At 47.1% G+C, this 21,254-nt stretch carries 15 protein-coding genes; 1 reads left to right on the top strand and 14 read right to left on the bottom strand.

The window, feature by feature from the left end; all coding sequences use genetic code 11:
- Window positions 1–143: 143 nt before the first annotated feature.
- The 14 genes from LZZ85_RS12785 to susR all read right to left on the bottom strand — a co-directional run bounded on the left by LZZ85_RS12785 (window position 144) and on the right by susR (window position 19,355).
- Window positions 144–518 carry a hypothetical protein gene (locus LZZ85_RS12785; RefSeq protein WP_237872271.1) on the bottom strand — a complete coding sequence of 125 codons (375 nt, stop codon included), beginning with the start codon at window positions 516–518 and terminating at the stop codon, window positions 144–146.
- A 422-nt stretch (window positions 519–940) separates the two neighbouring features.
- On the bottom strand, window positions 941–2,722 hold the full coding sequence (locus tag LZZ85_RS12780; RefSeq protein ID WP_237872269.1) for a RagB/SusD family nutrient uptake outer membrane protein: 1,782 nt from the start codon (window positions 2,720–2,722) through the stop codon (window positions 941–943).
- 17 nt (window positions 2,723–2,739) lie between these two features.
- Window positions 2,740–6,207 (bottom strand): SusC/RagA family TonB-linked outer membrane protein, encoded by a 3,468-nt coding sequence (locus LZZ85_RS12775; RefSeq protein WP_237872267.1) that lies wholly within the window; start codon window positions 6,205–6,207, stop codon window positions 2,740–2,742.
- 221 nt (window positions 6,208–6,428) lie between these two features.
- The gene (locus LZZ85_RS12770) at window positions 6,429–7,592 is read right to left on the bottom strand and encodes a FecR family protein (protein WP_237872265.1); all 1,164 of its coding nucleotides are present in this window, start codon (window positions 7,590–7,592) and stop codon (window positions 6,429–6,431) included.
- A gap of 49 nt (window positions 7,593–7,641) precedes the next feature.
- Complete coding sequence (locus LZZ85_RS12765; protein ID WP_237872262.1) at window positions 7,642–8,889, bottom strand: sugar MFS transporter; 1,248 nt, start codon at window positions 8,887–8,889, stop codon at window positions 7,642–7,644.
- Window positions 8,890–8,898: 9 nt separating this feature from the next.
- Window positions 8,899–10,092, bottom strand: coding sequence for a n-acyl-d-glucosamine 2-epimerase (locus LZZ85_RS12760; protein ID WP_237872260.1), 1,194 nt, complete (start codon window positions 10,090–10,092; stop codon window positions 8,899–8,901).
- Window positions 10,093–10,096: 4 nt separating this feature from the next.
- Entirely contained in the window at window positions 10,097–11,482 is a 1,386-nt protein-coding gene (locus tag LZZ85_RS12755; protein WP_237872258.1) for a DUF4434 domain-containing protein, read from the bottom strand.
- A gap of 23 nt (window positions 11,483–11,505) precedes the next feature.
- Window positions 11,506–12,432 (bottom strand): phosphodiester glycosidase family protein, encoded by a 927-nt coding sequence (locus LZZ85_RS12750; RefSeq protein ID WP_237872256.1) that lies wholly within the window; start codon window positions 12,430–12,432, stop codon window positions 11,506–11,508.
- 77 nt (window positions 12,433–12,509) lie between these two features.
- Window positions 12,510–13,136 (bottom strand): RNA polymerase sigma factor, encoded by a 627-nt coding sequence (locus tag LZZ85_RS12745; RefSeq protein WP_237872254.1) that lies wholly within the window; start codon window positions 13,134–13,136, stop codon window positions 12,510–12,512.
- Window positions 13,137–13,391: 255 nt separating this feature from the next.
- Window positions 13,392–14,027 (bottom strand): gluconate 2-dehydrogenase subunit 3 family protein, encoded by a 636-nt coding sequence (locus LZZ85_RS12740; protein ID WP_237872252.1) that lies wholly within the window; start codon window positions 14,025–14,027, stop codon window positions 13,392–13,394.
- A 24-nt stretch (window positions 14,028–14,051) separates the two neighbouring features.
- Window positions 14,052–15,731 carry a GMC oxidoreductase gene (locus tag LZZ85_RS12735; protein ID WP_237872251.1) on the bottom strand — a complete coding sequence of 560 codons (1,680 nt, stop codon included), beginning with the start codon at window positions 15,729–15,731 and terminating at the stop codon, window positions 14,052–14,054.
- Between the two features lie 45 nt (window positions 15,732–15,776).
- Entirely contained in the window at window positions 15,777–16,178 is a 402-nt protein-coding gene (locus LZZ85_RS12730; RefSeq protein WP_237872249.1) for a c-type cytochrome, read from the bottom strand.
- A gap of 112 nt (window positions 16,179–16,290) precedes the next feature.
- Window positions 16,291–17,154 (bottom strand): sugar phosphate isomerase/epimerase family protein, encoded by an 864-nt coding sequence (locus LZZ85_RS12725; RefSeq protein ID WP_237872247.1) that lies wholly within the window; start codon window positions 17,152–17,154, stop codon window positions 16,291–16,293.
- A 554-nt stretch (window positions 17,155–17,708) separates the two neighbouring features.
- Window positions 17,709–19,355, bottom strand: coding sequence for a SusR family glycan utilization regulator (gene susR, locus LZZ85_RS28650; protein WP_237872245.1), 1,647 nt, complete (start codon window positions 19,353–19,355; stop codon window positions 17,709–17,711).
- 480 nt (window positions 19,356–19,835) lie between these two features.
- On the opposite strand from susR, the gene LZZ85_RS12715 reads away from it, so the two are divergent.
- Entirely contained in the window at window positions 19,836–21,152 is a 1,317-nt protein-coding gene (locus tag LZZ85_RS12715; protein WP_237872243.1) for a T9SS type A sorting domain-containing protein, read from the top strand.
- Window positions 21,153–21,254 lie beyond the last annotated feature (102 nt).

Genomic DNA, 21,254 nt, shown 5'->3' with positions numbered 1-21,254 from the left:
TTTTCAAGTGGCCAAACTTATTTTGCGAGAAATCCTGGGTGCCGGGTTTGAGGGAAAAGAAAAAGCGGGGTATTCGTCCTATGAGATATAGATACTTAGTTGCGAGGCGCGGATATTTGTATTGTAACTGTAATTTGTCTCAACTATTCAGGATAGTATTTAACAACCTTCTCAAAGACTTCAATTTCAGAAAAGGCGTAGTAAAATACGCATTCATCCTGATCAATAAATTTTAGAGCTTTAGTGCCAACTTCAATTTTATTTTTTCGATTGTATTCAAAAAACTCCAGTTCTGCAAGCTCTTTGACCACTAATGAATCCACGTTAACAATCCAGTCTGCCCTACTATCGATATGAAATGGATTTTCCAAATGTATTTCTATACTATGATAATAGGACAGATTCTGACTGCCTACAATTACAAGCTTTTCTTTCGAATAAGAGTAAAGGGAAAATTCAAAAAATATAAAATTCTTAACGAAAGCATTTATACGCTCTATCGCGCGTTTACATTCCATATACGAATTTTTGTTGAACTAAGGACCTATGCGTATCATTATTCCTTTGATGATTAACACACGATCCCACCTCTTTCTTTAAACCAGTTACCACATTCATCCAAATACTCCCATGCGAAGTTTTATTGTTTGCCATTAATAGTTTGCATCAGCTTCGAAGTTATAAAGATAGGAGCTATTTGGGAGTTAGACGCGGCTGCTAAACCTATAAACAACATGAATGAATATTATCACCCAATGGCATTACCCCGGTGAACTCTCTCATCCGATCGCCAGCTTATAGAATACATTTGACTTCACCTCAGAACCCATCCCCTACCGCTCAATTTGTCCGATCCACCCGTTCCGTATCTGTTTTCGCCGAAAAAAAGAAGAGGGTAACACGAATGAAACCCTCTTTACTCTTGGAAATATTTAAGTTGCTATTGCCAGCCGTCATTTTGTTTCAACTGTGGATTAACAATGATCTCGTTGGGGGGAAGCGGATAGAAATAGCGCTTATCGTCCCAGGTTCTGGCCGTATTGGAAAGCCATTGAAGATTGCCACCGTTCCCGTTTTGCAGCCGGAATGTACTGTTGGTGAGAACTACATAAGTGACACCGGGCACGCGTGTTGCAGGCAATACATCAACGAAGCAGACATCGCCCGCGCCTTGTGCACCATTGTCGGAAAGATCCAGGATCTGGCCTTTGGCTGGAACGTATATACCATCGTAAGATTTGGGGATGTTGCTACCGAGCTTCCAGCGGACAAGATCTTCATAGCGGTAGCCGAACTCGCCCACCAATTCGGTCGCGCGCTCCCGGCGGATCTCCAGCAGAACCGGGCTAGCGATATTCGGATAGAAGTTGGCAATAAGATAGGGATCGGCGACGGTTGGCATGTCTGTATTCGTAATACCTGCCCGTATACGAAGCGCTGCGATGGTAAGCGTCCAATCGGACGATGTAAATGTGCCGAGCTCGGCTTTTGCTTCGGCATAGTTGAGCAATACTTCTGCGTAACGCATAATGGGGATCGAATTGAAATTTTGTGCGATCGCATCAAGCGCTTTATCGTCTGTTGAGAATTTCAGGAGCTGGTAGCCGGTTGTGGTGACAATAAAATCAGGACCGGCCTGCGAACCATCTGACCGTTTGTACTGTGGTGTACGGATTGTTTGTTTAAGACGTTTATCGCGGTTCCTGACTTCATTCTGAAATTCAATTGTTGCATAATTAGGGTCATCCGTGAAACGCGTGCCATCAAGGTTCAGGTAAGTGTTTACAAAACGCTTATTAAGACTTAGCCGGTCACCTGCAGTCAAACTGTTATACCAGTTATTTGAACCATGCCACTTGCGCAGTGTATTGTTGGAAACTGCAGCTAATAATGTTTCTGAAGCGGTCGGCGTTTCATTAATGAACAGCGACCGGTAGTCAAGATCACTATTGGAGGTTTTCTGCAGGCTGTACTTTCCGCTTTTGATCAGCGAGTCGGCAGCTGCTGCTGATTCGGTGAACCATTTTGTTTCTGTACCCGCAAGAACGCCATGATATTTCCGGAAGCTTCCTTCAAACAGGCATACACGTGATTTGAATGCATAAGCAACAGGTCTGGTGACCTGCGTGCACCCTGCATCTTTTGTATCGAAGATGTTCTTCACTGCAAAATCAAGATCAGCCAGTACGGAATCCATGACCAGTGATCTCGGATCACGCGGTTTGTACAGATCAGGATCAGAAGGATCCATCGTTTTGCCATACCATGGCACATCTCCATAGATCTTGATCATATTGAAATAATAATATGCCCGGAAAAAACGCGCGATGCCTGTATAATGATCCCTTGTAGCCAGGGGGATCGATTCATTCTTATTATTCTCGATGAAGTAATTGATGTTGCGCAGATTCGTCCAGTTCCATGCCGCAGCCGATGCGTGAAAAGCAAGCGCACTTTGCGCAGAGAAACCGGTGAGCAGATATGGGGGTACTTCTTTCCGAACTGTCAGGTCCGATGTCAGTTCGCTCTGATAAATATTATTGGCATTGGGCAACATCAGGTAAAAACCATTGATGTATAGTTTCAGGTTTGCTTCTGTGGAGAAGGCCTGATCGGGTGTCAGTTTATCGATCGGATCTTTCTCCAGGTATTTTTTGCAGGATGAAAGCGAAGCGAATGCTGATGCAGCTATAATGAGCGTGAATACTTTTTTGCTGAACATAAATCTGTCTTTATAAATTAAAAACCAATGTTGACTCCAAAGCTGAAAGTTTTCAGCATCGGGTAAGAGAATCCGTCACCTCCTGCTCCATTGATCTCAGGATCCGAACCCTCTATCACTTCAGGATCAAAGTTGCGCGTGATCTTGAACATTGGGGAATACGTCCACAGGTTCTGACCAGTGACATAGAAACGTATCGATTTTGCTTTGATCTTTTCGATCACCGATTGCGGCAGGCTGTATGAAATGCTGATATTCTTCAACCGTACATACGCCGCGTTCTGCAGGTAGCGTGTTTGTGGTAGGGCCAGTTCCCGCGTTCCTGATAGCGCTACAAATCCACGGTATCTTGGGAAGTAAGCGTCCTGATCGGGCTTTTCAGGTGTCCAGTGATCAAGATTGAATGTTGGCAATGCGCTGTAAGGACGGTTGTATTGCCCCCAGAAGTATGCCGCCTCGGGTGAAGGCATCCAGTCTCGCTTACCCACTCCCTGTACAAAAAATGAGAAAGCAAAATTGTTCCAGGAAATATTTCCTGTTACGCCATATTGATAACGGGGTGTACTGTTACCGATGATCTTTCTATCGCCGGGATCCGCCAGCGTGTTCTTACCGATATTGACAAAGTTGTCTCCATTCAGGTCTGCAAACTTCAGATCACCGGGCAGGATATTATTTCCATTGGACACCTGGAAATAGTTTTTCTGGTTCGGACTGTTCGCGATATCATCTGCATCCGTGAAGAACCCAAGCGTCTGGAAGCCGATGATCTGACCTAATTCATAACCCTCATAATAAGTGGTGAGTAGTTTATTAGGGTTATAGAATTTGGTGATGGTTGATCTGTAGTCAGACAGTGTTACGCGTAAGCCATAGGTGACCGGCTTTTTACTGTTGCCGATACGATCCTGCCAGTTCAGTGAAACCTCGAAGCCCCGTGTTCGCAGATCTGCATTGTTCCCATTTGGAGTGGCTGCACCAAATACGGCAGGTAGTGGTGCTCCAACAGTGATCATGCCAAGCGTGTTACGCTCGTACACGTCGGCGGAAAACGTAAGCCTTTGTTGAAGAAAGCCAAGATCCAGGCCCAGGTTCATCATATTTACCCGTTCCCAGGTGATATCCCTTGGGTTTACATTCGGCCGCTGGATATAACTGGGGAACACACCATTCTGCAGTACAGTGGAAGTGAGTACGCCGATCGCGGGAACAAATGAATAAGGAGGAATATTCCCATTACCTAAAGCTCCATAGGAACCACGGATCTTAAAAAGGCTTAACCAGTTCTCGGTACTGCTCATAAACTTCTCTTTCGACACGATCCAGCCGCCTTCTACAGAGGGAAAGAAGCCCCATGCTCTGTTTTCAGGAAAACGGGATGAGCCATCGTAGCGGCCGTTCACTTCCAGCAGGTATTTATCCTTGAAGCTATAGTTGATGCGGGAAAAGAGGCCGGCAGTCGACCATTCGTTACCTCCACCGGTAAGTACATAGTTTGTGCCGGTGGCAAGGTTCCAGTCAACAATATTTTCCACGATCAGACCGTCCCGGCGAACGCGGCGCTGCCGGTAAGAATATGACTCGAGGTTGCCGCCTGCTAATACAGTAATCTTGTGATCGCCGAACTGATTCTTGTAATCTGCAAACAGATTGGTGATAAAATTCTTTTCTTTTTCATCATAATCTTCCAGGTAGTTCAAACCGCTGTTGATCGTTGTACCTGGTTTCTGGCTATAAGTAACAGGAAAGTAACGGCGCTGCTCTGTAGTATTGGTATTGATATAAGTGAAATTTCCTTTTACTGAAACATGCTTGAACGGCAGCGCTGTGAAGCCGATCATATTCCTGCTGGTAAGATCTGTTAGCTGTGAAAAGCTTTTCTGCTGGTAAAGGTCCCCGATAGAGAAGGATGCCACATTCGTGAGTGTGCCATCCGGGTTCAGCAATGGAGCCAGCGGATAGCCCGATGCAGCGAGAATACGCCAGAGCGAGTTTACGCCACCTTGCGAGGTAAGCGGATATTTATAATCTACATTGGAGAATTCAATATTGGCATTTACCGAAAACTTATCGCTGATCTTTACTTCACTTTTACCACGGAAATTATAACGATTGAATTTATCAGGGTTGTAGCGGAAGATCCCATCCTGCGTGTAAAAACGTCCTGAGAGGGATAGTTTCATTCTGTCGGTCGCGCTGGATACACTGAGATTATGTTCCATTGAATTGTTACTGTTCTTATACAGTTCTTTCATCCAGTCGGTACTTGCATAATAAGCATAGTTACCGGATGGGTCGAGACCCCAGTTTGGCAATGAGGGGTCTTCGGAACGTTTTTTCAGTTCTTCGAGATAAGCAGCGGAGAACAGCAGTTTACCATCTATGTTCACGGGAGGTGTTCCATAATCTCCCCAGCCCAGCATTGCTTCCTGGTAGTATTTGGCCCAGGTGTAACCATCGGTCACCAGGTCAGGCGTTGTTGTACGGCGATTGTTGGAGAAGTTTGCGCTGTAGTTGATCTGCGTTCGACCGGTACGAGGCGTTTTGGTAGTGATGAGCAGAACCCCGAATGCGGCGCGGGCGCCATAGATTGCGGCAGATGCTGCGTCTTTCAGGACCGTTACATTCTCGATGTCATCAGGATTCAGGTTGTCAGGGTCACCAGGCACTCCATCGATCAGCACCAATGCATTGGGAACCGTACCTGCACCAATGGATGTACCGCCACGGATATTGTAGTTTGTTCCGCGGATCGGTTTGCCATCAGAGATCTTTATGTTAAGATTTGGCAGGACCCCCTGCAGGCCACGGCTTACATTCGGCATCGGCCTGTCTTCAAAATATTCTTTACCAACCTGGTCTACCGCACCGGTAACATCGCCCTTTTTTTGTGTACCATAACCGACCACCACGATCGAGTTGAGCGATACCTGGCTTTCGGCAAGTTTAATAACGATGCGCTCGTTCATGCCCGTGATCACTTCCTGCGTGAGGTAACCGACATAGGAGATCGTTAAAGTTGTTTTCAGCGCAAGGTCTTTGAACTCGAATTCGCCATTACCATCTGTCACCGCCGCTTCGGTGGTTCCCTTTACCTGTACGGTAGCACCTGCCAGGGGGCGGCCTTTCTCATCTGTCACCCTTCCCTTGACGGGCGGAAGTACGGGCTTTATCTCCGGAACCTTTTTTTTCTTCTTCAGGACGATCATTTTATTGGCCTCATCCAATGAGAAATCGAATGGTTGGTTACTGAGTGTCAGCCGAAGCGCTTCCTCCAGTGATACATTCGATGCATTCAGCGTTACCGGCGTCGCTTCCTGTAACTCATTGGATTTGTAAAGAAAAAAATAGCCGCTTTGTTGTTCGATCAGCGAGAACACTCTTTCGATAGGAGCATTGCTCACCTTCAGGGTTAACTGCTGAGCGAAGCCTTTGGCACCGGCCTGCAGAATGCAAACGAGTAAAAAAGCAGTTGTCAGTTTCATAACCATAAATAGTTTACGTGATAAAATTCCGGTATAAGGAATTTTAGCATGCCGTCTGAAATGCATAGTTTTGATAATTGAGTGGTGGTTAATTGTACCTTATTACATGGGACAGCCGAATCACTCATGCTAACGGGAAGTGTTCGCTGCACTTTCCGTTTTTTGTGATGAGCCGTTTATTGTTGCTTTATTTGAATGTTGTTGCCCGCTGTTGTTCTCCGTTAAAAGACGATCACTTTCTTGCCTTCTATTCTGAACCGCACCCCGGTTCCCTCTATCAGCGAAAGCGCTTTCGAGGCATTGATGTTCCGCCTGATCTTTCCTGATAATTTATCTTTTGGAACAGATCCCTCATAGGATACCTCCATATCATACCAGCGTGATAACTGCCGCATGACCGTCCGCAGGTCGGCGTTATCGAATTTGAAATAACCGTTCTTCCAGGCGGTTGCCGCTTCAACGTCGGCCTTCCCTACTTCTATTTTGTCTGACCCGTTGATAAATGCCTGCTGACCGGGTTGAAGAGGTTTTGTCACCATTCCTTTAGAGATCGTTACTGCTCCTTCCAACAAGGTGGTCTTCATCCCTGATTCATCAGGATAGGCCATAATATTGAAATGCGTTCCCAGCACTTTCACCTCTGCATCGTTCACCTTCACCGCAAAAGGCTTTGCCGCGTTTTTGGCCACTTCGAAATATCCTTCGCCTTCCAGAGTAACAACCCGTTCACTCCCCTGGAATACCGCTGGAAAGTGAAGGGATGATTTTGAGTTCAACCAAACTTTTGTTCCATCTGCCAGTACCACCTGGTACTGGCCGCCTACAGGAGTTTGAATGGTATTGTATGAAACAGGCCCGGATCCGGGTGCTGTGATCGCAGAGAGGTCATAAATGATCTGGCCGGTTGAGGTCTTGCGGATAATGGCTTTTCCCTGCTGACTGATCTCGCCTGGTTGGGTATCATCCAGTATCATCTTTTTGCCGTCCGCCAGGATCAGTACGGCCTTATCTCCTCCGGGTTTAATATCATTGGCAGCAATGGATTGCGGAGCGGGCTCAATGGCAGATGTCCCTTTCTGCTTTGCGAAATACAGGCCGATAGTGATACATACACCCACCAATACAGCTGCAGCGGCGATCCTGAGATAGGATATTCGCCGGACAGGTCTGGATTTGCGGGTGCCCGCGAAAATGGCAGCTTCCATTTTCTCCTCCAGCATGTCCTTCTCACTGGCAGACAGTTTTTGCATTAAGCCTTCCCGACCTTCGAAATGATCATAATACGCTTCCAGGAAACGTATCTCCTCTGGCGTAGCGGTTCCATCTAGAAAATGCTGAATGATCCGGTTGAGTTCTGCTTTTGTATCCATGATAAATGCTTCCATAGTATTGTACCGGAAACCGCGGAATCTCCCAAAAGCTTTTGTGCTTTTTTCAGGAATTCGCGGAAGAGGCGGAACGATAACCCTTCAACCCATAAAAAAGCAGATAAACGTAACAGATCAGGGGCAGGAGAAATGCGATCTCCCAGGAGCTGTGGTCGCGGATAAGACCCTGAAGAAAGGAAATGACCGCCCCACCGGCGATCGCGGTCGACAGCAGGCCGGATGCCTGCGTGGTATGCGCCCCAAGCCCATTCACCGCCAGCGAAAAGATGATCGCGAACATCACGGAATTACAGAGGCCGACAGCGATCATCATCCAGATAGAAACCTGTCCGGTGGATACAATAGACAGGAAGATCAAAACGATGGCAGCCAGGGAAAGAGCTGCCAGCACAAGATTTGGCCTGACCTTCCGAAGTATCCAGGCGCCGGCAAGCCTGCCCACCAGCATACATCCCCAATAAAAAGCAACATAGCTGTTGGCAACGGCTTCTTCCACCCCGATCCTTTCCTGGATATAACTCGTCAGAAATGTCCCAACAGAAACTTCCGCACCCACATACATGAAGATGCCAATGATACCGAAGTTCAGGTGGCGGAAACGAAACACGGAACTTGCTTTCGACGCTGAACCGACCGATATTAGTGGAGTAGCGGACCCTGGCAATTTCAATTTTGCGACGAAGACTGCGATCAGCAGTAATGCGGCACAAATGCCAAGGTAAGGGATCCTGACACCTTCACTGGAATCAGTTGACTGTTTTAAGGACGAAAGAATAAACGCCGATCCGAAAAGAGGCGCAACAGTTGTACCGGCAGATCCGACACCCTGGATAAGCGTGAGCCGCGACGAAGCCGTCTTCGCCGGACCCAACAGTGTTATGTATGGATTAGCCGCCACCTGTAACAGGACAATACCCGTGGCTATCACGAACAAAGCCGCCAGGAATAACGGATACCAGTGAAAGATCGATGCGGGAAGAAAAAGCAAAGCCCCGAATGCCGAGATGAGGAATCCATAGACCATCCCTTTCTGGTAGCCCGTCTTCGTCACCCATCTACCGGCAGGCACAGACATCACACCATAGGTCAGAAAAAAATAGAACTGCACCAGTGAAGACTGTGTATAACTCAGTTGAAATCCATTCTTAAAAAACGGTACCAGCGTATCATTCAGACAGGTGATAAATCCCATCATGAAATACAACAACGCCAGCGAGAACAAGGCAGGGCGATACCCTGTTGCTTCAACGCCTTGATCCTCTGTCAATACCTGTCCGGATGGTAGTATGGGCATAGCTTAGTTTTATTTTGCATTGATCTTCTCCATCGTTTGCCACAGCTGATAAAGACCGCGCGGCACATGAAAGCAACCTTTCCATTTGCCGCCTTTCAAGGGGAGTAGTATTTCGCCCTTACGGTTGAGGTAACCAAACCATTCGCCGTTCTCTTCATCTACAAAGTGTTTCCAGGTATAGGCATGCAGCTTCTCAAACCATTGCCAGCAGCGCTGATCATTGGTATGCGCATAACCTTTTGCAAGACTGATCATCGATTCAATATGCACCCACCAGAGCTTTTGATCCCATTCGAGTTGTTGAGGCGGAGATCCTTTCTGATCAAGAAAATAAAAGATGCCTTCATGTTTTTCATCCCATGCATATTCCAGTGTGGCAATGGTAATGTCAACTGCTTTTTGTATCAGCGTTTTGTCCTGTTGCTTCTCTGCAAGATCCATAATGAACCACATGGCTTCAATGCCGTGGCCGGGATTGATCAAACGACCTTCGAAAGAATTAGACCGTGTGCCATCAGGTTGAATGTGTTCGACAATCAGCCCAAGATCCGGTTGATAGAACCTGTTCATCACCGTATCGATCCCATGTGCGATGGTTTGCTGATAAAGGTCCGCAGGCAATAGCGTTTCTATCTCCGTTACCAGGTTGCAAAGGATCATCGGCAATGAAAAACTCAACAGCGGTCGAGTGCCGGGATATGATTTATTATAAATACCCTTTGTATTCTCCGCTCGATCGAGAATATTATAAAAAGTATTTCTCGCCACATCGGCATATAATTCATTCTTTGTGGCCAGATACAATTGTCCAAAAGCCATTGTCGCGAAGCAATCTGAAAAGATGTTGTAGGGTTGAACAAGCGGGTTGCCCGCGCGGTCCAGTGAGAAATAAAAATTGCCGCCGGCATCACGGCCATGTTCCAGTACAAAATTTGCTCCGTGCAGGGCAAAGTCCAACCATTCCTGTTTTTTCCCGACCCTGTTGTATAGCATGGCGAAGCACCAGATTTGACGGCATTGCAGCCACATGAATTTATCCGTATCATACACATTACCTGTTGTATCAAGACAGGTAAAATATCCGCCGGAGGCATCGTCCCGCGAATGCTCCATCCAGAATGGAATAACACTGTTCAGAAGGTTATTCTTATACAAAGCGGCATAGTCCTGCGGCTTCATTATGCTTGTTGAAGAATGGATCATTCGGTTATTTTGAAAGGCTTTTAAGATATTGGAGATAATCCTGGTACAGCTGAACGGTTGATGGTTCTCCTACCCGCACCGCAGCCTTCGGACTGTTGAATACACCTGGATACTGGTAGCAAATGATCTTTTCAAAATTGGTGAACCTGTCCAGATCGCTTTTGATCTCCGTCATGGGGCGGGGATAGAGGTATCCTTCTTTTTCATTGAAAAGAAATGCTTCAAGATCCAGCCAGAGATGCGCCTGCGCATCGTCGCAATACTTTTGCAGCAAACTGATCGCTTCTTCGCCAGATAGATCCCCTTCAGGCATCCGTGCAAATGCGAATGGGCTGATGATGTCTACATTCTTTAATAATTCCGCATAAGCCCCTTTTGCACGGCCAACACCCCAGCCGTTTGGAGCGAACATCACGGGTTTATCCGGCGCCATTTTTTTACACCAGGCATTGAATTCTTTAAAAAAATCCAATACTTCTTTTCTGCGGAGATCATGTTTCGAACTGTCTTTTTCAAAACAATCGAGGCTTCCCATTCCTTCTTCGGATACATAAAAACCGTAGAAGGATTCGTGATGACCATATTTTTCCCAGAGCTCTTTTGCTACTTTCTTATGCCACTCGAGTGACCCGGCGGTATAATCAAACCACGCGTACATGCCAACGCCCACAAAAACATGCATTCCGAGGCTGTCGGATGCCGCAAGCACTGCTTCCACCGGATCTTTTGCTGCAAGGGGCATTCGCTCAGTGTACAGTGCGGACGGATAGAAAGCCTTGCCTTTGTATCCGGTGTCTTCCATATTATGCTGACCAACATAATCCTGGTTGCGGAAAGATTCCTGTATTACTACGATATCCATTCCGGCATCATGCATTCCTGACATCATGTCTTTCCATTGATCGTCTGTCAGGTTTTTGATCGCGGGGTTCCACATTTTGCCTTCGGTTTCGCTCCAGTGATAAAAACTGATCCATGCACCGCCGATCGTTTTTGTTGAGCGGCTGGAAGATGGAATGATGCTGATCGATTTTGTTTCGATCTGCTCAAACCCCTCTCCTTTTATCTTCAACAGAATCTTATGATCGCCCGTATGGCCCTTTGCCGCCATGACAAATTTCAGACTGCCGGCATTCCCTTTTGCGATCTGCATCGATTCTTTATGCAGCAGGTTCGTCTCTTTTTCTTCATCGAGGTAAAGCAACAGGTCTATATGGAGATCGCTGCTGTCCAGGTTTGTGACAGCCGCCCGGATATCGAGGTTCACTTTATCGGTGATCGTTGCCGGAGGGATGAGTGTCAGGCTTAATTTTGGAGCTTCTTTCTTTGGAGAGCACGCAGCGAGGCTTATCGCGGCGATCAGTGTGATCACGCGGTTCATTTTTATCATAATCGCAAGGATGTGTTTTGCAGTTATTGTTTAATCAACAGTAGTGCGTTCGCTACTCCGCGTTCTCCCTGATGATCCCATTTACTATTATCACTTGGATAATTGACCACGCCATGATCAGGCTGATCTTTTATATACATTGTTGTAGAACCTCCACCATCAAGATTGATCGCATCGGTACAACCCAGCCATTTCAGCGTATGCTGTAGTTGCCGTATGCTCAGCCCGGCTGATAGTGGAGCCCGCCCATCAACCACCAGCAAAACCAGTGTCCCGTCTTTCTTTTTCCCCAGTGCTGTCCGTGGATGGCGGTCATTGCAAAATGCGTCATCCGGAATGGGTTGATCTTCTCCATTTAATATCATAAGCGGCCCGGTTGCCAGAACATCTTCACCGGTAAGCGAATGCTCCCAGTTCAGATCAAGCGGATCTCCTTTGAGGATTGAAACTTGTTTCCGGTTGACGACGATCGCTCCAGCCTGGTGTCTTTTACGTTGATTGTCTTTAGAAGGAAGATTCTCTGCGATCACCGAATGCTGCTCGCGGAAATAAACCACGGACCGGTTTACATCCAGCCTGGATCGTTCAAGTTTTATAACATTATCAGCTGTTTTCGGATGATCGGGATCCGGGCCGCGCATTTTGAAAAAAGAACCATTGACCGCTGCGAGTGCATTGCTGCGCAGCGCTATCTGAGAGGTAGGTTCCAGCGAATCAGAATGTACAAGGCGCAGGCGGATACGTTTGGCGGACGGCCTTAATTCTATCAACTGTATCAACTGGTTGGAATGAAAGTAGTTGCTGTCTGTCAACTGTACCTTTTTCCAGTGTACACCGCGCTGCAGCCTGCTGTTCTTCCAGCGCGCATTTACCAGCACTGCTGAATCGGATTGTGCAGAAGCGCCAATGCTGATAAAGAATAACCAGAAAAGAATTTGTCGATGCCGCATACGGGTTTGTATACTGGCTGGTTAAAACTCCCAAAAAGAACAGAAAAAAAGTTTAAACTCTTAAACTCTCATACCTCTCACCGGTAGAGCAGGATCACCACGAATATACCCAGCTGGGAAAGTCGTGCGCGGATATCGATGGCCGCTGTATTCAGCTGGTTCTGCACAGTTTTCTGAGAAATGTCCATACGATCAGCAATTTCCTGGGTGGTCAGGCCGTCGAGATGGCGAAGGAGGAAGATCTGTCTTCTTTTCTTTGGCAAAGCTTCCAGCCATAAGGTGATCAGGCTGCGGATCTCTCCCGAAATGATCTTCTCATCTGCCGCAAAAGAGGATTCGAGGATCTCTTCCAGCGTAGTAAAAAACGGAGCGTTAGCGGATGAGCGCCGAAGCTGGGTATAGACCTGGAAGCGGACCGCCGTATGAAGATAAGCGGGAAGATTAGTGATCGTAAGTTTGTCTTTCCGGTTCCAGAGGTCGGCGAAAACGTTTTGGACAATGTCTTCGCAGGTGCTTTGATCGGGCAGGCGTTTATAGGCAGCATCGATCAGCGAGGGCCAAAGCTGCCTGTAAATAGCAGTGAAGCTTTGTTCGTCACCCCGCTGTAGCAATGTCAAAAGTTCCTGATCTGAATAACCCGCCGTGTTCATACCTGATTTTGCAAAATTGGATGAAAAGGTACAGCGTTGCAGTGAAACTGGCAAAACCCATCGTTTTATCAAATTGTCAATTTACAAAAAAGCTTTGGGTAGCATAAGGCGGAGTGAGCGAAACCCTGATCCATGACCATGCTCAATTCATAAACAGATCAATAGCAAGGCCCGGCATTCTTTAAATCAATCTAAAAAAAAGAACATCTTCCATGCAAACCCCTCGCCCACCCCGGGTTACCACTGCCCCCTCCCTTATTTGTGCCCTGTCAGGAGACGCCACTATTTCGATAACGGCTGTGGTGTATTTTATTCAGCCCATGCCCTATCACCCGCATTATAGGCCATTTCTCCATCATATCTTCCGGGTACAGGAATATGCCTCAGTGTTTCGGTCATGCCTGTTTTTGACGTAAAAAAGCCCAGCAGTGTCAACTGTTTCACCATCGTGTAATAGTGTTCGGGGGTTGCTTCAAATTCCTTCTGCTCAGCCAGTGATCGTTTCGAGTTCGTCTGGTCATGATCTTTCCTTTTCTGATTATCGAGTTCGCGGTTCTCGGCATTCTTCTTTTTCGCTTCTTCTTCAAGGTGTATCAAAAACTTCTCGCGCTCCGCTACAGAGGCTTCCAGGAAGGGTTTGCCCGTATGCGTTTTACATTCATCGTCCAGTTTAGAAACGCCTTCAGTAAATGCTTTTTGCTGAGACGGTGAATAACAATCATTGACCATGATCTTCATGAACTCACCGATCTTCGCCGCGCGTGCACCCGGCGTCGATGTTGCGGGGATGATGGTTTCGCCAACCTCATCCAGCAGCGCAACCATTTGCGGAGTGATCTGAACACTTGAAGTACTGGTCTTGCAACCTGTCAGCAAAAAGTCAGTACCGATGACTGCTGCACCTGTCAGCAATCCGATCATCTTTATTAATTCTCTGCGATGCATAATAATAGTTATTGATCAACTGGTTTAAAGATTTCCTTTTTTGAGTTCGCTTACGGCAAAGTCAGCAGCTCTTGCGGTCATTGCCATATAGGTAAGTGATGGATTCACGCAGGACCCTGATGTCATGCATGCTCCATCCGTAACAAATACATTGGGCGCATCCCACACCTGGTTATGTTTATTCAGTACGGAGGTACGTGGATCGTGCCCCATCCTTGCTGTGCCCATTTCATGAATGCCCATGCCGGGAGCAGAAGTATCATCATACGTATAAATATTTTTTACACCGGCGGCTTCCAGCATTTCCACGGCATCGTTCTTCATATCCTTTCTCATCCGGAATTCATTTTCCTTCAGTTCAACATCCATATCCAGCACAGGTAATCCCCACTTGTCCTTTACATTTTTATTAAGCGTGATCTTATTATCATGATATGGCAACACTTCACCAAAGCCCATCATGCCCATTCCCCAGTTTTCCGCGGGTACGCTCAGCGCTTCTTTAAGTTTGGAACCAACGGTTGCCTCGGCAATATCGAGACCTCTTCCGCGATTGGCACCTCCCTGGTAACCGAATCCGCGGATATAATCACGTTTGTCGCTTCCCCAGTTCCGGTAGCGCGGGATATAGATCCCCGTTGGCCTGCGGCCATATTCATATTTATCGCTGAAGCCTTCGATGGTGCCGCCAGCTCCTACTTTCAGATGATGGTCCATCACATTATGTCCAAGTTCGCCGCTGCTGCTTCCAAGTCCTTCAGGCCAGATGTCTGTAGCTGAATTCATCAGCACCCAGGCAGAGTTCAGCGCAGATGCACAGACAAAAACGATCTTTGCTTTGTATTCATAGGTTTTGTTGGTTTCCGCATCGATGATCTCTACGCCCGTTGCACGTTTGCTGTCTTTGTCATACAATACCCGGGTCACAATGGAAAACGGACGAAGCGTCAGGTTACCTGTCTTCATCGCCGCAGGCAGCGTACTGCTTTGCGTGCTGAAATAAGCGCCAAAGGGGCAACCACGCCAGCATCGGTTGCGGTATTGACAATTGGTACGCGAAGCTAATGGCTCAGTGATATTCGCACTGCGTCCAATGATCATCTTCCTTGCGTCGTTATAATGCGCCTCTATCCTTTTCTTGACCTCCTTTTCCACACAGTTAAGTTCCATCGCTTTCATAAACTCACCATCAGGCAAAACAGCCAGGTTCTCACGGCTTCCCTGCACGCCAATGAATTTTTCAACATGGCTGTACCAGGATGCGAGGTCTTTATACCTGATCGGCCAGTCTACAGCAATACCGTCTTTCAGGTTCGCCTCAAAATCGTTCTCATTCAGGCGATAGCTTTGCCTTCCCCACATCAGGCTTCTTCCGCCTACATGGTAACCGCGGTACCAATCGAAACGTTTTGTTTCCGTATAAGGACATTCTTTTTCGTTTACCCAATAATCGAGGACCACTTCATTCAACGGGTAGTCACGTTTGAGTACCGGATAATCTTCGATCATCTGCTGCGTGCGTCCGCCCCTGTGCGGGAACTCCCAGCTTTCTTTACCCGCATTGACGTAGTCTTTTACATGCTCAATATTGCGCCCGCGTTCAAGCATCAATGTTTTTAAACCTTTTTCTGTCAGCTCCTTTGCGGCCCATCCGCCGCTTATCCCTGAACCGATCACGATCGCATCATATACGTTGTCTGCCATACCAGTTTTTTTAAGTATTGTTATTTGTGGATCTTTAAAAATTGACTACTGTTTCAGCAACAGGATATACCTGATCATCGCCGCCGCATCATCTTTGGACAGATCAGCATGTGGTGTCATCGGCAAGATGCCCCATACACCACTGCCTCCGGTGATCACGCGGCCTGCCAGATGCCGGACAATAGAATCGGAATACGATCTGTATTTATTGGCAACCTCCGTGAATGAGGGCGCAACGAAAGCTTCACTGATCTTGTGGCAGGTGAAACAGTCGCTTTGCCTGACCAATTGGATACCCGTGTTATAGTCCGGATGATCAGTGATGTTGCCTTGCGCTTTATTTTCTGTTATGACTCTCTGGCTTGCGGGCATTCTCTTCGAAGTTATTTTATTACCACATGCCAGCAGCAAGGCGGCGCAGCAAATCATCAGGATTATTTCTTTCATACCCGTTTAAAATACTAATCTTTCCCTGCATGTTCACCAGAAAATGCTGATCCCTTTGGTTCTATTGTACAAATTGTTTAAACCTGTCGGCATCAGCCAGCTCATTCCAGGATCAGCTGTATTTTTTCCGGCTAAGAAATCCGTAGCTTTTCTTAAGGCTTTCGAACATATCACCTTTGCTTACATCCTGTTCAACGAACCAGTGTTTCAGTCCTGCCTGCTTCCCCGCCGCAAATACTTTATCAAAGTCGATCGTTCCATTGCCCACCTCGGTAATATCTTTCGAGCCTGCTTCCATATCTTTCACATGCCACAACGGGAATCGTTTGGGATATTTTTCAAAGTACTTCAGCGGATCCTGTCCTGCGCGGGAGATCCAGTACAGGTCAAGTTCCATAATGACCAGCTCCGGGTTTGTATTATTCAGCAAATGATCATACACGAGTGTATCCTGGAATTTTTCAAATTCAAAATCGTGATTATGATAACCGAACTGGATCCCGCTTTTTTTTGCCTGCTCGCCTGATCTGTTCAACAACCCGGGCAGGCTTTTATATATTTCAGCTGTTCTTTCCTGCGGGAACAGGTAAGAGCAGACCATATATTTTGAACCGATACTATGCAGGTCTTCTACTGCCTGTTCCCATCCATTGGTCAGTGATCCGTTCACCTTCCCGGACAAACCCGTCACATGGTGCGAACTGATCACCGTCATGCCTGTCCGCTTCAGTATTTCTTTAAAAGCCGAAGGTGTATGGCCGAAGAATTTTCCATCATAGCCATAGATCTCCAGTTGGTCGTATCCGATGCCTGCCAGTTTTTCCAGTGTTGCTTCAAGGTCCTTCGCTACAGCCTGCCGGACGGAATACAGTTGCAGGGCCATTTTCTTCTGGCGTCCTGTGTCTTTCCAGATCTGCCCCGATGCCAACCCGACTGCACCGATGGACAGCGCGCCGATAAAAGATCTTCTTTTCATATCGCTTACATGTTTTTATTTTAATGAAACTTCAACTGATCAGCGGTTGATTGATGGATCAGCATCATTCTCGCCGCGACCACGTATCGCTTTGCTAAATGATAACTCGATAACTGCAAGAATGTCATTTAAACCTGAAAGGTTGATCTGCCCGGTGTGTTCTTCCGTAGCCCCGTAGGTTTTGCATGGTTGAGTTGGAAGCCGGATGTCTTAGAGAGGATTGTAATAATACCCTGAGATTCTTTTTCATATTGATGGCAAATTTGAGCGTTACCACCTGCGGAAGAGCAGGCATCGCTGGTATCCTATAAAATTATAGGGATGAAATGGAAAATTCAGCCAATGGAAGAGAAATGTAGAAGGCGTAAACTATTAAACAACTGATGTCCAGTCAAGTACCACTGAATTGTCATGATTAAATGTAGAAGAAATCCACAGATTGAATGCCGTAAGAGCAACGCGGAGAGCGCGAAAGCACGCAGCGACACCTTTGTTAATGGCTGATCTTTTGCGCACTTAACGCCCTGCTCGTCGCTGGGTTGGGCCTGCGCCACTCAACGTTGAAAGCTGCCCAGGCTCCTTCCGATCTTCGAGATCTGCTCATCAAACGCTTCCCTCGAAACAGCACTCCGGTTCCTAGCTTTCGTCCGGTAGTTATAAACGGTGCTGATCGAACAGCGCAGGAAAGCTGCAATTCTGACACTATCCGTGATACCCAACCTTTCCAGCGCAAAGATCCTGAGCTCCGTGTTAAGGGTCTCACCCTCCTTCAGCATGATCCGCTCTTCCGGCAACAGCAGGCCGTTAAAGGCCTCCACAAAGTCGGGATACAGATGGATAAAAATGAGATCGAACCGCCGGTACAGGCCCTGTATTTCCGTGTTGGTAAAATCCGTCGACTTCAATATCCGGGAAAGCTCTTCGAACTGTTTGGCTATTGCATGCTTATTAAGCATCTTCCGGTAGTTCTCCAGCTTATCGATATAGGAAGAACAGATATCAAAGAATTGTGCAATATACTCTTGCTTCACCTGGTTGGATTCCTGGAGCTGATCATTCGAGCTCCGCAATTGCTCATTGGCCTGCAGGATCTGCCCGTTGAGTTGCTCCAGCTGCCGGCCGGTCTGCAACAGCGTTTCCTTCACCCGTGAGATCCGCCTCATTTGGCGGTAAACGTAAACAACCGCTCCGATCAGGAAAAGACTGAGAATACTGATCAGAACCAGGTAATTCTTCAGCTGGCGGCGGTTCTTCTCCGCTTTCTCCTGGTACGCCGCATTGATGATCGAATAGAATTCAGACATGATGAGTGTCCTGAACTTCACATTGCAGAAAATGGCGTCCTCCAGTGCTGATTTTGCATACCGGTATGCACGGTCAATATTTCCGCTGTAATAAAAATTGATCGAGAGATTCTGTATCGCCCCGTGGTCATTGATCGCATTTTCAATATCTGCTATCGCCGCCCGTGTATAAAACTCCTCTGCTTTGTCATACATCTTTTTATTCGTAAAGATCTCACCGATCAGGTAGGTGACCATTGCATAATCATCTTTGGAAGAACTGATCTTTCCAAGCAGTTCCTGCAATAGTGTATCCGCTTTTCCAACCTGGTTATGATAAAGATAATGCTGCGCGAGGTTGATCTTGTAGGTATCCGTTGCGGGGTCAAGGATGTTCAGCAGGGAATCACGGTACACTTCTATTTGCCTCTTATACGCTTCATTGACATTATTGGTGGTATAATGTTCCAGTAGGCGGTAATAGTATTCAAAGTAAAGTTCTTTCAGCCCGCGCGGTAGCTCAGCCGGCCGGATCCTGTCGAGGATCTTTCCGGCTTCGAGATACCTGCCGGTGGAGGAATACAAATGCGCCTGCTGAAGGGTGGCACGCTGCTGAAGATCAGGCTGCTTTAATAATTCAGCCAGTTCAATGTTGCGGGTCACATAATACAACGCGGAATCGATCCGGAATTTGCGGTATTCTTCGAAGAGCTGCTGATTGATGGTATATTCCTCTTCTCTTGAAAAGGTCCCGGTCAACTTGTTCTTAAGCGCCGTGATCTTATTTGCTTTTAACGCGTAATAATATTGCTTACTGGCGATGGCAAGATCCAGTTTGTTGAGCAGGGAATCATTAACAGACGCATACATACCGGCAGGAAAAAGAATTGCACAGATCAGGATCAGATATATCTTCACAGCAATAATATTAGATGGTCCGTTTCGGAAGCTACGGTTTAAACAATGACCTTTTTTTTAACCGCTTCAATGAAGTTCCTGGATTGAAAAGACATCGGTCTGCAAAATAGCGAAAAGCCGGAAAAGTGTTTCGATGATTCTGGAGTGCCTGCACCATCGACGCAGCATGCTGAGTAGTGCAGGAAGTAGTATTATGATCGTACTCTCATCCTCCCACGATTGAAACTATCGTTAGTGACATCTTCTTCTACATTTGATGTCACGCCGGCGCCTGATCAGACTCTAACAAGACGAAAGGCGTCCTGGACATTGCTGTTAATCGCGGGCTATGTTCAGTGGTTAATGTTTACTTTTTTTTACACCCATTGTTACAACAACGCCCCCTGCTGACCTCTTTTAAATACTGATAGATCATCGATATGGTCAAAACGCATAGGTACATTTCTTGTGGTACCCATCAACACCTTTAAATTTTTCCGGATGAATAAACTTCTACGCTTTGCCCGTATGAGCCTTTCAGTCATTCGCATTCTTTTCGGATCAGTACTTCTTCTTTCCAGTCTCGTGAACGCGCACAGCCAGGTCGGCTCCCTGGGAACATCTGTAATGGTCACACAGACCAACACCATCACGGGCTTCACTGTCCCGGCTGGCACTAACCGCATCCTGCTGGTGACCGCATCCGATGGAGGCACAATCAATATCAATAGCGTAACGTTTAACGGTACTCCGCTAATCAAAGCACGACAGGTGGCGGATGGCTTCGCCTGTGATGCGATTTTTGTCCTGGCCCTGGGTTCAAGCGCTTCCGCAACGTCCGGAAATATTGTAGTGGTAAGCAGCACCGCTTCCCATACGGCAAAGATCATTTCTGCAAGAGTCTTTCAACGCGTGAATCAGTCGGATCCCTTACCCGCCGCGAGCTTCCGCACAGCGCAGAATTCCGTCACGCCTTCAGTGAGCACCCTGAACGTCCCGAGCGCGTCGGGCGACCTGGTATTCGACATATTTGACAGTTGGCATAATGTAAGCGGTGGCGTGCGAACGCCTGGTGCTGGACAGACCGTAACCAACAATTCCGGCTCTGTCAATTTCGGAGCCGGTAACGGGTTCGGCAATTACAGTACCAGCACGAAGCCCGGTGCAGCTTCCGTTTCGATGGCCTGGACTACCGATGTCCATTCAGCCCTTATTCATATTGCATTCAATATCCAGTCCAGCGGCATTGTCGTTCCGGTCACCCTCCTTTCGTTCACTGCCCAATACGGAGAGGAAAACGTCCTGTTGCGCTGGGAAACAGCCGATGCGGTCAACTTCAGCCATTTTGAAGTAGAACGCAGTGCGGACGCAAGACAGTTCGCCCCCATCGGTAGCAAACCTTCCGTTGAATCTGCGAACAAAGTGCAATATGAATACATCGACCAACAGCCTGCGGCCGCTTATCAGAACCCTGAGAAACTATATTACCGGTTAAAGCTGGTCGATAAGGACAGCAGCTTCCGCTACTCTAAAACGGTAGAAATAACGCCGGGCAGGAACAACCGGTCCCTTGAACTGTCTGCCTATCCCACTATATTCAGCGATAAAGTTTACCTGGATGGCAGCTTCCCGGCTACTGGAAACCTCACCCTGAGACTAAGCGATATGACAGGAAGAACCATTCTCACCCGCCAGCTGTCCACTGTGAATGGAAAACTCATTTACACACTCGAAGATCTCGGAAGATTGCAGAAAGGAACCTATTTGCTCCAGGTAATCCAGGGAAAAGAAGTGATCAGCCGGAAGCTGTTAAAATAAGCGGAGCCAGGAGTACAAATAATTGATGGGCAGGGGAACCACTCTTTCGTCATCGCATGAGTATGCCTGAAAATCTGCTAAAAGATCAGCTGATTCATACTG

The organism is Terrimonas ginsenosidimutans (assembly GCF_022012415.1).
Classification (GTDB): Bacteria; Bacteroidota; Bacteroidia; order Chitinophagales; family Chitinophagaceae; genus Terrimonas_A; species Terrimonas_A ginsenosidimutans.
The sequence above is the reverse complement of the archived record's forward strand: the minus strand, read 5'-3'. Positions and strand labels throughout refer to the sequence as shown.

Bases quoted from the DNA above. Each gene is read 5' to 3' on its own strand.
- LZZ85_RS12785 (WP_237872271.1), bottom strand. From the start codon at position 518: ATGGAATGTAAACGCGCGATAGAGCGTATAAATGCTTTCGTTAAGAAT.
- LZZ85_RS12780 (WP_237872269.1), bottom strand. From the start codon at position 2,722: ATGTTCAGCAAAAAAGTATTCACGCTCATTATAGCTGCATCAGCATTC.
- LZZ85_RS12775 (WP_237872267.1), bottom strand. From the start codon at position 6,207: ATGAAACTGACAACTGCTTTTTTACTCGTTTGCATTCTGCAGGCCGGT.
- LZZ85_RS12770 (WP_237872265.1), bottom strand. From the start codon at position 7,592: ATGGAAGCATTTATCATGGATACAAAAGCAGAACTCAACCGGATCATT.
- LZZ85_RS12765 (WP_237872262.1), bottom strand. From the start codon at position 8,889: ATGCCCATACTACCATCCGGACAGGTATTGACAGAGGATCAAGGCGTT.
- LZZ85_RS12760 (WP_237872260.1), bottom strand. From the start codon at position 10,092: ATGATCCATTCTTCAACAAGCATAATGAAGCCGCAGGACTATGCCGCT.
- LZZ85_RS12755 (WP_237872258.1), bottom strand. From the start codon at position 11,482: ATGATAAAAATGAACCGCGTGATCACACTGATCGCCGCGATAAGCCTC.
- LZZ85_RS12750 (WP_237872256.1), bottom strand. From the start codon at position 12,432: ATGCGGCATCGACAAATTCTTTTCTGGTTATTCTTTATCAGCATTGGC.
- LZZ85_RS12740 (WP_237872252.1), bottom strand. From the start codon at position 14,027: ATGCATCGCAGAGAATTAATAAAGATGATCGGATTGCTGACAGGTGCA.
- LZZ85_RS12735 (WP_237872251.1), bottom strand. From the start codon at position 15,731: ATGGCAGACAACGTATATGATGCGATCGTGATCGGTTCAGGGATAAGC.
- LZZ85_RS12730 (WP_237872249.1), bottom strand. From the start codon at position 16,178: ATGAAAGAAATAATCCTGATGATTTGCTGCGCCGCCTTGCTGCTGGCA.
- LZZ85_RS12725 (WP_237872247.1), bottom strand. From the start codon at position 17,154: ATGAAAAGAAGATCTTTTATCGGCGCGCTGTCCATCGGTGCAGTCGGG.
- LZZ85_RS12715 (WP_237872243.1), top strand. From the start codon at position 19,836: ATGAATAAACTTCTACGCTTTGCCCGTATGAGCCTTTCAGTCATTCGC.